The organism is Acinetobacter sp. ANC 3813 (genome assembly GCF_002135435.1).
In the GTDB taxonomy this organism is placed as follows: Bacteria; Pseudomonadota; Gammaproteobacteria; order Pseudomonadales; family Moraxellaceae; genus Acinetobacter.
Window position 1 is genome coordinate 176,234 of record NZ_NEGK01000003.1, and the last position, 13,140, is coordinate 189,373.

Here is a 13,140-nt window from a genome sequence, read left to right on the forward strand (position 1 = left end):
TAAATCCTTTATTCTTCGCCTTATTCAGGGAAACGGCCTTTCAGGAATTCGCTGTCTGGATCATTGGTGCATGGCAAGCCTGATGCAACCAGTCCTTGACGCAGCACTTTCATTTGACGGTCTGGAATACGGGCAATTGGTGCGCGTAATGGGCCGCCGTTAAAGCCTGCCAGCCAGTCCATGTATTTCCAGTGTGCACGGTTGATATAGTTTGAACCTGGCATATAAGCGCCTGTCGCTGCACCCACTGCACCGCGTGCAGGCTGAGCTTGCCAGTACAATTTCATCGCTTCATCAAAATTGCCTTCTTTGGCTAGATTAAAGGTTTTTACAAAATGATCACCCATCCACTGTGTATAGCTGGTTCCTGAGAATTGCATATCGGTATAACGAAGCAATGGAATCACGTCACTTTCAATTGGGCAGGTCACTACGATCTGATCGTTAAAGCGCTCGTAGCTGTCGATTAAACCAGCAATGTGCGGGAAGCCTTGCTCTGCTTTAAGTGACACGACATTTGGACAATCGTCGATTAAACGCTGAATCAATTCAGGTGACATGCCTTGCGGATGGACACGTTCAAAGCCCCAAAGCGGAATAGCAAACAGCATTACGCCTAAATCCGTCGCATCACAGAATGCTTTGGTATAGTCATAAATGTCTTGTTCAGAGGTCGGCCAGAAGTTTGACGGATAAGACAGCAAGACAATATCTGCACCTGCTTTTTCAGCCAATTTCACCGCACGGATATTTTCTTCTAATGTGCCGAAACCTGCGTGGAAGAATAAGCCGAGTTTGTCCCCTGCCTGATCTTTTGCCCATGCGGTAAATTGTGCATTTTCTTCAGGCGTAATCGCAACTTCTGTACATAACAGTGTGTAGGTGTAGCCTAGGTCGATGACTTTTTGGATATCGTGGCGAATCCCTTTTTCGTTTAAACGGCTTAAATCTTGGCTATAGCTTGGAATGGTGACCGATGAACAGCCCTTTAAATGTTCCTTTGCCCACGCGCGTGCATCTTCACGTTTGTAATTCGCCATGTTGAAACTCCTTATCCTTTTTACTTGCTTAATCAATATTTTTTAAATAAATCACGTTTAAATCTAAATTTTTTCAGCCAAATACAGTGCTGTTTAATGCACCGTCTTTTAACGGTCAATGGTGACAATGCTGTCTTGCATTTCTTGGTACAGGTCTGCGGTTTTGGCATTGCGCAGCAGCATTTCTGCAGTCACGATATCTTGCAGTGCTGAACCGACAGATTTGTAAATGACAATGTCTTCTGGCTTTTGGCGCACTTGCACCTGACCTGTCATCACATCTGACAGCGATACAGTTTTTGCTGCTACATCACAGCCAGCTTGAATCGCCACCAGTGAATCACCTGTTTCGTGCAACACTTCTTCTGGCATATCCGCCACAATGAGATGCGCAGCTTGCATAGTGGCAACATCCAGTTCGCGCTGTTCTGGCAAAGTTGAGCTGACGGATACAATGGTCATGCCCGGCTCTAGCCACGCTGCATCAAAAACTGGCCCGCCGTCACGGCTGCGTGATGCGCACACCACCACATTGGCATGTTTTACCGCTTCTTCTGGGCTAGATACGGCCTGTATGTCTAAGCCATACAGTTCTGCAAATTCTTGCGCCAATTTTTCACGGTTGGCTTGTGTTGGGCTGTACACGCGGACTTTGCCAATACGGCCTGTGGCATTAAGTGCATGTAAATGACTGCGTGCCAATGCGCTTGAACCAAGAACTGCAATATCAAGTTTGTCGGCTGCCGCCAATGCGTTGACTGCAACAGCTGAACTGGCTGCGGTACGGATGTCTGTAATACGGTTGCCGTCAATGAGTGCAGCAAGGTGCATGGTGTCTTGGTCAAACAATGAAATGAGATAGCTGGCTTTTTTATTTTTTGGGCTTGCAGCAATGAGTTTGCAGCCCATGTATTGTTTAGATGGTGATACTGCACATAAGCTGCGCAGCCAAAAACCTTCACCGCGCGCCATAGTTCGTGGCGGTACCATTGCTGCTGAGATTGGCTGTTTGTAGGCTTCGCTGAGTGCTTCAATCGCATTTGGCCAAGTAGCCAATTCTGCGACATTATCATCATTGATAAATAAGGTTGGATGGTGTGCGTGGTTCACTGCTGAACTCCGTTTCAGTCATTTTTTTCTAATGTACTGAACTGAGATATGCGGAGCTAGCATGTAAGGTGTAAAGCAGATATCTATAAAATGGATGAGTGTGAAATGAATGTTTGAGTTAAAAGATAGAAAAAATTTCTAAGCAATATTCTGGATAATTGATCACTTATTTAACAGAAAACTATAAAAACCCATAGAAAAGTCCAATCAGTCAGGATTGGGCTTTTAAGATCAACATAAGATCATGAATTATATGAAATAAAAAAGTAATTTCGTATAACGTGTATTATGTTAATAGTAAAAATACTATATAAATGATTCTAATCTGATTAAGTCTAAAAAAACTAAATAAGAGGTAGAAGTTCTTTAATATGAATTGTTCCGGGATTAGAAATGACTACTAGTGGTATTTCATAATCTCTGTTTACCTCCGCATTTAAACCTTTCCTCGAGGTCTTCTTAGATACACTACCTCTTGTTTTACATACAATTCCTATAAATTTGTATTCCTCTATCAGATGCTTATTTAGCTTCAATAAACTACATAGCCATTCACATAGATAAATCCCAGAGTTAACTTGTTTAAATGCTTTTGTACCTGCTTTTTTAGATTTAAGATCTAAAACGATAATGTAATTCTCATTCTGATAATTAAGGAGAATTATTCCATCACATACACTAACAATGCCTTCTAAAGGTCCATCAACAATAAATCCCCAAGGATGGCGACCATCTTGATCTAAAGAAAATCCAAAACCCTGACAACCACCTATTTTTAAAAATTTATTTGTTGAACTTAAAGATTTTTCTTCAACTTCAAACATATTTCCGGATCGTGCAAGTTTATAATTTGGTTCAATAATTTGTTCAAATGCTTGGGTTAATGTTACTGGCATTATTCAGAACCTTCACCTAGCACATATGAATAGTAAATATCGTCACTACTATCATTCAACAAATTGATTTGCTCATCAAAAGTTGTAGCAATTATCCCTTCTTGGTTAACTTCCATAGATTTAAGAAGACCACACTCGAAAACATACGCACCAATTTGGTCTTTAGTTAACAATGATTCATTATCTATAGAATATTTTTTAAGTATTTGATTTTTAACAACTTGATTACCATTATTTTCACCTAGCATGATCAAGGAATTTAATTCTCTAACAAAATAATCACTATGTGTGCTTATTACTATTTTTAATCCCTTGTTGACCATTTTTGCGATTAGGCGAGCAACCAATCGTTGATTGCTCGGATGTAAATTTAGTTCTGGCTCATCTATCATCAAAATACTATTTTCTTTGGCTTGATATTCCAAATAAAACCAAAGACCAAACAGACTTTTAGCCGTAGAAGAAGATAAATGTAAATCCATTTTTGGAGCAGTTGGACCGCCTCTCTTCTTTTTAGGCACAAAAGTAATATTACCTTCAGCATCAATATTGTATTTACCACCAATTAGCTTTTTAACTTCTTCAGCTAAATCGTGATATTTGGTTTTTTCTGCACCTTTTTTGATATTAGTTAAATCATTCAACCAGTCTATATAATCAGCAATAGGTTTAGCATATTTAGAGCCAAGAACATCCTTCAGCAATAGATGTAAGTCTAGTTCATCTCTAGACGCATGATGTAATAAAGCTGTTCTTCTACTACTTAATTCTCTATAAAAAAGGTGTAAACCATTTCTTTCTGCAGGTATTAGAAATGCTGTTTGGTCTTGTGCATTTTTTCCTAATAAATAGTCATAAATTAACGAACTAATAACATCACTTAAAATTTCTTTAGGTAAATCTTTTATGAGTGTCATTGATATAATATGACTATCTTTTTCTTTAAGAGCTTTAAAAGCTGGAATTTGCTTTGAACCTAAAGAAAACTCGAACTCAAAGTGCTCGGATTTATTTCTCTCAATAATATCTTTTAAGGAAACTTCCCAACTGAATACAGAGTTTTCAAATAAACTATTTTCCGAGTTAAATATGCTAGGTAACTTATGTTTTATTGTTTTTTCTATTGATTTTAATGTGTTTTTAAAGTTTTCGTTAAGCCATTCTTCTAGATCAAATTCCCATAGACCATTTTCTTTAAGAGAGATAACGATTTGATCAACCCCAGTCAAATTATTAATATCACGATTATTTAAAAAACCGTAAAGGGTATACATTACCCACGTTTTTCCTGTGTTATTGGGTCCGCAAAGTAAGGTAAGTGGTTTGACCTCAATCTTACCTTCTTCAAGATTACCAAGGTTTTTGATTGAAAATGTCCAAGCTGTATTACCTTGATTCGACATTATATTTCCCTAAATTTGATCATTTGTTACTTATAAATTGATATTAACATATTAGTTAATATCCAAATATATTCTTTAATAGTGAAAGGAATCCCTACTGTGTAGGTAACTGTTTCCATTTAACATAAAATTTCTTATACGAAGTTAAATTTTACATACACCATCACCGATTCACAATCATCCCTTTCAATATCTGCGGCGCTTGCTTCTCAAACCACTGCTGTACCACTCGTGCCGCCCGTGTATTCGGTCTGCGTATTGTATGCGCCAGCACCACACTGCGGTGTAACTCAGGCTCTACCATCAAACTGGCAGACAAACGCTGCTGATTTTCCAAACCAAATAAACCCCAAGAAATTGCATAATCGCTCACAAGTACATGCCATAAGCAACTTAACGCTGGTTTGAATTAAATACGCAAAAAAATTATAATGCGCGCTTATTGCCTAAAAATGATAGGTCAGTTGGTTATTCTGGCCCTCATCTATATGAGAATTAGTCTGTTTAGAACCCTTGGCGTTAACCATCATTCAGCACACGCTGAATCAATGTTACATAAGGTTTTTCACGCAATGAACCAGAAAAAATTCATTATCATCACCCAAGTTTTCATTTCAGGAATGATGGCGTTTGTTATGACGCTCTTCTTCTCGATCCTAAACTTAGGTTTGAACGCTTTAATGATTCAAGAATGGTTAACAAGCTTTGCAATCGCTTGGCCTGTTGCGTTTTTATTCTCCCTTGTGATATCTCCACTCGCTTTCGTAATTAGTGGAAAAATGTTCAATTTTAAACTTTAAGCTTCGAAGTCTAAAATGAACGACCTATAAAAAATGGGAGCAGTTAGCTCCCATTTTTTATACCCTTTTGACTCATATGCGGTGCATCACCGATTCACAATCATTCCTTTCAAAATCTGCGGCGCTTGCTTCTCAAACCATTGCTGCACCACTCTTGCCGCCCGTGTATTCGGTCTGCGTATGGTATGCGCCAGCACCACACTACGGTGCAACTCAGGTTCTACAATGAGACTTGCAGACAAACGCTGCTGATTTTCCAAACCAAACAGGCCTGAAGAAATCGCATAACCGCCGCCAGCCGCCACAAGTTCATGCTGCAAACGGTTCGAGTCCGCTTCTACAATGCAGTCAAACTTGCATTCCATCTGCCGTGCCAATAAGTCTAAACGTGCACGTAAAGGATGCGGACGGCTCGGTACTATTAACGGTAAATCCTGTAAATCGCGCAGTTTAATGGTCGGCTGCTGTACCAAAGGGTCATTGCTTTGCCCCACCAGCATAAGGCCAAATTCCGCAATCACGGCTTCTTCCTGCTTCACCATTTCTCCCTCGCGAAGCAGTAAAGCCATATCTATACGGCCTTCCTCAATCATTTCTTCCAAATGCACATTCGAGCCTTCGCTTAAATGCAAATCAATCCTCGGATGGTGTTCTTTTACGTAGCGGTATAACGCGCCTGAAAGCTGACGCACCAAAGCAGGCAATAAACCCACACGCACTTCACCAATTGGCTCACCGCCATAGGTGCGAATGTCATCTTCAATCGCACCGCATTCAATCGCAAGGTTAATAATGCGCGGCAGCAGTTCATAGCCCAGTTCCGTTAGTACCACACCGCGCCCAGTACGGTTAAACAAGCGTGTACCGCACTGCTCTTCTAACTGTGCAATATGACGGCTGATCATGGATTGCGGCACATTAAAGGCATGCGCAGCCTTGGACAGACTGCCCAGCTCCGCAACTTTAATAAACACCAGCCACTTCGAATCCAAAATTGATTGCATTGTAATATCCTTATATGACTAAACCAGCCGAGGGTTGGCTGGTTCAGTAACGCGCAGAATCAATTGTGTTTAAACAGCAAGTAAGCTCTTTAAATTGGTATTGATATCAGCCGCTTGAATTTTGGAAGGTGTAATCCCAGCTTCCAGCAATTTCCGTGCAATCATATGATCTACAGGTTGGTTCACCGAATCAATAGCAACAAGTTTATCTTTCGCATAATGGAACACAGAAAAACGCCCGCTTTTCATATCACCGCGAATCACATAATCGCTCGTATCAAAAGATAAACCGGTCATTTGCAGGCGGATATCGCCCTGATCGGTCCAAAACCATGGCACAGTTTTATATTCCGCTTTTTGCGACAAAATCATTTTGGCTACGGTCAAAGCCTGATCATTGGCATTTTGTACCGACTCAAGACGGATGCGGCGTTCGCCAGCAAAAGCATTTTGATGATTGGCGCAGTCGCCTATGGCATAAATATCATCAAAATTGGTTTGCATCGAAGTGTTCACCACAATGCCATTTTCACATTGAATGCCTGCTTGTTCTGCCAGTTCTGTATTTGGAATTGCGCCTACACCGACCAAAACCAATTCTGCAGGAATCACGCCATGTGCGCATTTCACACCTGAAACTTTGCCATTGTCACCGACAAATTCATTAATGAATACGCCAGTTTCAATCTTGATGCCGTTTTCACGGTGAATATTGGCAATATAATCCGACACCAATGGCGCCACTGAACGGCCTAAGACGCGCGGTGTATGCTCTAAAACTGTCACATCTTTACCCAAAGTGCGTGCAGTAGAAGCCAGCTCTAGTCCAATAAAACCGCCGCCGATGATGACTACATTTTTCACTTTTGACAGTGAGTCACGCAGCTTACGTGCATCCTGCAAAGTACGTAGGCTCATCACGCCGTCCAGCTCTAAACCCGGCAAAGGTAATTGCCGCGGGCGTGTACCCATTGCTAAAACCAAATAATCATAATGCAGCATGTCGCCATGATAGAGTTTGACCAGTTTTTCCTCTGGATCAATTTCGCTGACGGATGTATTCAGCCTTAAATCAATTTGATATTTCTCATAAAAGTTCTCAGGCTGTAAACACAGCTTGGACAATTCCATTTCCGTTTCATCTTTAATGAAACTCTTGGACAATGGCGGACGGTGGTACGGCAGTTCCGATTCATTGCTGATTAAAACAATTTCACCGTTAAATTGTTCATGGCGCAGTGCTTTGGCACAGCTGCAGCCGGCGTGTCCACCGCCTATAATGACAACTCGTTTCATCATGCGCTTTTCACTCCTTGAATTGCATCAGCTTTAAAAAATTGTTTGAGGTGCTGTGTGACTTGTTCTGGGGCTTCAAAATTACAAATATGCCCGCTGTTTTGAATCATTTTTATTTCTGCATTTGGCAATTGTTCTGCCATTTTCTGCATATCTTCGACTGGACCGCCGCCATGATCATGCTCTGCCGCCAGCAGTAAAACGGGCGTTTGAATGTTGCCCAGTTGCTGTGAAAAATCCATTTCAATAAAAGCATTTACATAAGCGCAGTAACCTTCGACCGACGTGCGTTTGATCATGGCACGCAACTGCGCATCAACATCCGGATGTGCTGCTCTGAATTCTTCACTTAACCAGCGGTCTACCGTGACATCACCGAGTTTTTCCAAACCGTTGGCGCGGGCTTTGGCACAGCGGTCACGCCAAAACTCATGGCGGTCATCCGGCTGGCGTGGACGGCAGCAGCAGGCCACAATTTGGCTCACGCGCTCTGGATATTTCAGCCCAATAGATAAAGACACCGAGCCGCCAAAACCAAGACCTACCACACCGCTTTGCTGAATGCCGAGATGATCCCACAGCGCAATCACGCCATCAACCACATCTTGAAAGCTGCAATTTTCTGGCGGCTCTGGGCTGAGATTATGTCCCCACGGATCAAAAGTGAGAACCTGAAAATGCGCTGCTAAAATTTCTGCATGCGCCGCCCAAAAGCTTAAGTCATTGCCTATGCCCGGTATAAAGGTGATCCAGTCTGCGCCAGCTTTACCCTGTGTTTGATAATGAAATAGCGGAAGTGACCTCATGTCGAATTGCTCCAAATCTTTATATTTTGGCTACCTTACGCAATTTGCTGAGTGATCCGCTAGGTTTTAAAATCTAAAGCAGTTATCTAAATAATGCATAACTGCTTTATAAGTTAAATGCTTTTTTTACATGCCGTTGCTCTCTAAAGTGAGCATCAAGGATGAATAACTTGATGGTTTTCGAATAGGGAGTAGATGATGTCTACAGAAAAAGATTTTCATATTAAAGGTTTGGACTGCCTGCGTTTTGGCGTAGAAAATTTGCAAGATGCGCTGCGTTTTGCCAATGACTGGGGCTTAAAACAGGTGCAGGCCATTCAAGACAACAGCTATCTGTTTGAAACCACCGACGGTTCACAAGTTGAAATTTTCCAAGCAGATGCTTCCAACCCGTTGCGCACTCCTATTGGCAGCCCAAGCGGCATGTGCGAAATGGTCTGGGGCGTGGCTGATCAAGCAGATTTGGATGCGATTGCCGCAGAACTGCGTACCGACCGTGAAGTGACGATTGATGCCGACGGCACAGTACATAGCCAAGATGACTTGGGTATTCGCCTTGCATTCCGTTTGGCTCAACGCAGCTATATTCCATTTAACGATACACAGTTTAATTCACCAAGTCAGCCAAAGCGTGTCAACAGCCGTGCCCCGCGTTATGAAAAAGCCCAGCCTTATGAAATCAGCCACTTGGCGATTGGCGTAGACAACGCTGGCGATGCCGTAAAGTTCTATTTAAACCGCTTAGGCTTCCGTGTTTCAGACCGCTATGCAGACCGCGGTGTATTTATCCGCTGCTCCGCAGAAGGCAACCACCACCACCTATTCTTTATGAATGGCAAACAGCCGGGTACGCGCTTCAACCATTTGGCATTTAAAGTCCGCGATATTCATGAAGTGATTTTTGGCGGTCAGCATATCGACTCACAAGGCTGGACAACTTTTGCAGGCCCAGGCCGTCACCGGGTTTCATCTGCTTGCTTCTGGTACTTCCTCACCCCATTTGGCGGCGCTTGGGAATATGCAGCTGATGAAGACATCGTGACGGAAGATTGGGAGTCGACCGACTTTGCAGCCGAAGCGCACATCTTCACTGAATGGACCTTTGGTCTAGAAAAATCGGATGGCACACTGAAAGGCCCGATCTCACAAAGCAAGGCTGAAACGCTAAACGATTAAGCACTTGGTCACGATGATTTGATTGAGAAAGGGATTTTAAGATGAATGCCAACATTCAAAATGCAGTGCAAGATAAAACTCAAAACAAGGCTGAAAACAGCGTTCAGCCTGTAGAACATTATTGGGTACAGCTGATTCACAGTGATATTCGTATTGTTCAAGGCAAGTACTGCAGCCGTATTTTAGAAGCAGGCAATCCAGCTGCACCTGCACTATTCCTGCTGCATGGCACAGGCGGACATTTGGAAAATTATGCCCGCAACATTCCAGCATTGGCAGAGCACTTCCATGTGATTGCCATGGACTTTTTATGGCATGGCCGTTCACAAACGGAAGGCTTTGATCGCGCAGTGATTCCCCTGTTAATTGATCAGATTTTAGATGTGATGAATGTGCTGAATATTTCATCTGCGCATTTTGAAGGTCAGTCTATGGGCGGTTGGGTCGCCATGCAACTGGCGATTCAGCACCCTGAAAAAGTCGACCGTTTGGTGCTGACCACCACCATGGGCTACAAACCGGATGAAGGCGCCATTGCAGGCTATGTCGAACCGATTTGGGCAAGTAATTTAGCCAGCTCGATTGAAGTTTTGGAACAGCCAACTTTTGACAATGTGCGTACCCGCATGGCGCGTATTTTAGCCAAATCTGAACGCTTGACTGATGAAGCGATTCAGGTACGTCAAGCGCTGTATCAGCAGCCAAAACTGGCTGAAGTGCAGAAGCAGTTTATTACCGAATATCTGTCTGGCAGCACCATTCAGCAGCATGCAGTAACGGATGCTTTGGCAGCGCAAATTTCACAGCCAACTTTGGTGTATTGGGGCGATGCCAACCGCACACCGCCGACTTTGGGTCAGCACATCGCAGCGCAAGTGCAACAAGGTCAGTTCTTCTGCGCGAAGGACACCGGTCACTGGGCGCAATTTGAAAGCCCTGAGGTGCATAACAGCATCGTGACGCAATTTCTGCTCGGGCAAGACCTGCAAACCAATGATGAATAAATAGGAAATACACATGACACAGCCAAATTTAACCGGCCGCTGGGAACTGGTGACTTTCGAACAGAATTATGACGATGGGCGCGTGGTTTTTCCCATGGGTGAAGGCCCACAAGGCGTGATCCAATATACAGAAGACGGCTATATGAGCTGCCAAATCACCAAAGCCAACCGCGGCAATTTCACTACAGGCGGTCAATGGAACGCCTCTGATGCAGAAAAGGCTGGCGCCTATAACAGCATGCTGTCTTATGCAGGCCGTTACACCTTGGAAGAAGGCGTGGTCACCCATTTAGTCGATCTGAGTCTATTTCCAAACTGGGTGGGCGGACAGCAAAAACGTCAATTCAAGTTTGATGAACAAGGCCTACTCAGCCTAACCGCACGTCTTGAAGAAAATACTTCAGAAGCCCGTACAGCGCTGCTGCTGTGGAAACGCGCATAAATTTTTAAAGGCGCTTCTTTGCTATGTCGCCCCTTTCTCCCTCTGGGAGAAATACAAAGAGGGTGTAAAAGATAAATGAAGCCATTTTACAGATTTTCAAGGAATGAATATGAACACAATGACAAACCCTGAAATTGGCCACAGCATTCAATGCGGCGACATCCTCACCAATTATCATGATGTCGGCCAAGGCGAACCCGTTTTACTATTGCACGGTTCTGGCCCAGGCGTCAGTGCATGGGCTAACTGGCGTCTGACTATTCAAGCATTGCAAAACGATTACCGCTTAATTGCCCCTGATTTTGCAGGGTTTGGCTACAGCAAATTTCCTGAAGACGTGAGCTTTAACCGTGAAAACTGGCTTAAGCAAATCGTGTCATTTATGGATGCCCTTGGCTTAGACAAAGTCAATGTGATTGGTAACTCATTTGGCGGTTCAATGGCTTTGGCATTGGCCATTTATCACCCTGAACGCGTGAATAAATTGATTCTCATGGGAAGTGTCGGTGTGCCCTTTGAGCTGACGGCTGGACTGGATGCAGTTTGGGGCTACACCCCATCGTTTGAAAATATGCAGGCCATTATGAAAATTTTTGCCTACAACCAAAATTTGGTGGGCGATGACTTGGTACAAATGCGTTATATCGCCAGTACCAAAGAAGATACCCGCGCAGCATACGAGCGCATGTTCCCTGCACCGCGTCAGCAATGGGTCGAAGCCATGTCGCATGCAGAAAGCGATATCCGCAAAATTCAACAGCCAACTTTGATGGTACATGGCCGTGATGACAAAGTCATTCCGCTCTCTACTTCAATGACCATGCTGAACTGGATTGAAAACAGTCAATTGCACATTTTCAGCCAGTGCGGTCATTGGACGCAAATTGAGCATGCAAAGAGCTTTACCCAGCTCGTCGCTAATTTTTTGAAATCAGAATGAATCAAGGAAGACTCAGATGACTCAACAATCCGCATCTGCCGGTAAAAAAGTACTGATTATCGGCGCAGGCACAGCCGGCATGGCTGCTGCCATTACCCTTTCACGCATTGGCCTGAAAGTGGATTTAATCGACATTAACCCAAATTGGGGCGCACTCGGCGCAGGCTTAACCATTACTGGCCCAACTTTACGCGCGCTGAAACAGCTCGGTGTTTATGATGAAGTCACCAATCAAGCCTATGTGGGTGAAGGCATTCAAGTCTGCGACCCGCAAGGCAACCCGCTGCGCATTTTACCAACACCTATGCTGCAAGATGCTGACACGGCAGGCAGCGGCGGCATCATGCGTCCGACCATGCATTCGATTATGCATAAATATGTCAAAGATGCGGGCATTGAAATGCGTTTAGGCATTACTGCTGATGCTTTTGATCAAGGCGAAAATGCAGTGACGGTTGCTTTCAGCGACGGCACTTCGGGCCGCTATGACTTTGTCTTAGGCTCAGATGGCGTATTGTCTAAAACCCGTCAAATGCTGTTCCCAGATGCGCCGAAAGCCGAATATACCGGTCAAAGCTGCTGGCGTTTATTTTTAAAACGCCCAGCTTCGGTCGAACGCCGCACCTATTTCCTTGGCGGCCCAGTTAAAGTCGGTTTTACTCCAGTATCGCAAGATCATATGTATATGTTCTTACTTGAACGCTGTGAACAGCGCTGGCAGGAACCAGAAGACAACTACAAAAATTTGAAGCAGTTGCTTGAAGGCTATGACGGCATTTTGGCGGACATCCGCGAATCACTGACTGAGGCGGATAATAAAGATATCAACTTCCGCCCGCTGGAATGCTTTGATCTGCCGGGGCCTTGGTATAAAGGCCGCATCTTGCTGATTGGTGATTCAGCGCATCCGACTACCCCGCAATTGGCTTCTGGTGCAGGCATGGGAATTGAAGATGCCTTGGTATTGGCTGAAATATTTGCAGCAGAATCTGACGTGGAAAAAGCCTTTACGCAGTTTATGCAGCGGCGTGAACAGCGCTGCCGCCTAGTCACACAAAGCTCTATGGAGATAGGACGTTTAGAACAGCAGCGCGCGCCTGTCGAAGCGCAAACAGCTGTCGTCAGCAAAGCCTTAGAACTGTTAAAAGAAGCCATTTAATTCAAAGCCCCTGCATCATTTGCGGGGGCTTATTTTTTATAAAAACAAGAAATAGAAACGGATC

14 protein-coding genes are annotated in these 13,140 nt (G+C 43.8%); 6 read left to right on the forward strand and 8 right to left on the reverse strand.

All coding sequences use genetic code 11. From position 1 onward, the window contains the following. Positions 1-20: 20 nt before the first annotated feature. The 5 genes from B9T34_RS05755 to B9T34_RS05775 form a co-directional block, all read right to left on the reverse strand. Positions 21-1,040: a dihydrodipicolinate synthase family protein gene (locus B9T34_RS05755; protein ID WP_086212214.1), complete on the reverse strand. Its 1,020-nt coding sequence runs from the start codon at positions 1,038-1,040 to the stop codon at positions 21-23. 108 nt (positions 1,041-1,148) lie between these two features. Next, the gene (locus B9T34_RS05760; protein WP_086212215.1) at positions 1,149-2,150 is read right to left on the reverse strand and encodes an ornithine cyclodeaminase family protein; all 1,002 of its coding nucleotides are present in this window, start codon (positions 2,148-2,150) and stop codon (positions 1,149-1,151) included. 344 nt (positions 2,151-2,494) lie between these two features. Continuing rightward, complete coding sequence (locus tag B9T34_RS05765) at positions 2,495-3,046, reverse strand: hypothetical protein (protein ID WP_086212216.1); 552 nt, start codon at positions 3,044-3,046, stop codon at positions 2,495-2,497. After that, positions 3,046-4,449: an AAA family ATPase gene (locus tag B9T34_RS05770; RefSeq protein ID WP_086212217.1), complete on the reverse strand. Its 1,404-nt coding sequence runs from the start codon at positions 4,447-4,449 to the stop codon at positions 3,046-3,048. Before B9T34_RS05770 ends, B9T34_RS05765 begins: the two co-directional genes overlap by 1 nt. 163 nt (positions 4,450-4,612) lie before the next feature. After that, on the reverse strand, positions 4,613-4,822 hold the full coding sequence (locus tag B9T34_RS05775) for a hypothetical protein (RefSeq protein ID WP_086212218.1): 210 nt from the start codon (positions 4,820-4,822) through the stop codon (positions 4,613-4,615). Positions 4,823-5,021: 199 nt separating this feature from the next. Here B9T34_RS05775 and B9T34_RS05780 point away from each other — a divergent pair, with 199 nt between their 5' ends. Further along, complete coding sequence (locus tag B9T34_RS05780) at positions 5,022-5,249, forward strand: DUF2798 domain-containing protein (RefSeq protein ID WP_086212437.1); 228 nt, start codon at positions 5,022-5,024, stop codon at positions 5,247-5,249. Between the two features lie 86 nt (positions 5,250-5,335). Here B9T34_RS05780 and B9T34_RS05785 read toward each other — a convergent pair whose 3' ends face one another. From B9T34_RS05785 to B9T34_RS05795, 3 genes are all read right to left on the reverse strand, one after another. Then, a complete protein-coding gene (locus B9T34_RS05785) occupies positions 5,336-6,253 on the reverse strand; it encodes a LysR family transcriptional regulator (protein ID WP_086212219.1) in 918 nt (305 codons plus the stop codon). A 69-nt stretch (positions 6,254-6,322) separates the two neighbouring features. After that, positions 6,323-7,552 (reverse strand): NAD(P)/FAD-dependent oxidoreductase, encoded by a 1,230-nt coding sequence (locus B9T34_RS05790; protein ID WP_086212220.1) that lies wholly within the window; start codon positions 7,550-7,552, stop codon positions 6,323-6,325. Next, positions 7,549-8,355 (reverse strand): alpha/beta fold hydrolase, encoded by an 807-nt coding sequence (locus B9T34_RS05795; protein ID WP_086212221.1) that lies wholly within the window; start codon positions 8,353-8,355, stop codon positions 7,549-7,551. Before B9T34_RS05795 ends, B9T34_RS05790 begins: the two co-directional genes overlap by 4 nt. A gap of 198 nt (positions 8,356-8,553) precedes the next feature. Here B9T34_RS05795 and B9T34_RS05800 point away from each other — a divergent pair, with 198 nt between their 5' ends. The 5 genes from B9T34_RS05800 (at position 8,554) to B9T34_RS05820 (ending at position 13,076) form a co-directional block, all read left to right on the forward strand. Further along, positions 8,554-9,531 (forward strand): VOC family protein, encoded by a 978-nt coding sequence (locus tag B9T34_RS05800; protein ID WP_086212222.1) that lies wholly within the window; start codon positions 8,554-8,556, stop codon positions 9,529-9,531. Positions 9,532-9,572: 41 nt separating this feature from the next. After that, positions 9,573-10,535, forward strand: coding sequence for an alpha/beta fold hydrolase (locus B9T34_RS05805; protein WP_086212223.1), 963 nt, complete (start codon positions 9,573-9,575; stop codon positions 10,533-10,535). 13 nt (positions 10,536-10,548) lie between these two features. Beyond that, complete coding sequence (locus B9T34_RS05810; RefSeq protein WP_086212224.1) at positions 10,549-10,977, forward strand: lipocalin-like domain-containing protein; 429 nt, start codon at positions 10,549-10,551, stop codon at positions 10,975-10,977. A 109-nt stretch (positions 10,978-11,086) separates the two neighbouring features. Then, complete coding sequence (locus B9T34_RS05815) at positions 11,087-11,917, forward strand: alpha/beta fold hydrolase (RefSeq protein WP_086212225.1); 831 nt, start codon at positions 11,087-11,089, stop codon at positions 11,915-11,917. 16 nt (positions 11,918-11,933) lie between these two features. Then, the gene (locus B9T34_RS05820) at positions 11,934-13,076 is read left to right on the forward strand and encodes an FAD-dependent monooxygenase (RefSeq protein ID WP_086212226.1); all 1,143 of its coding nucleotides are present in this window, start codon (positions 11,934-11,936) and stop codon (positions 13,074-13,076) included. Positions 13,077-13,140 lie beyond the last annotated feature (64 nt).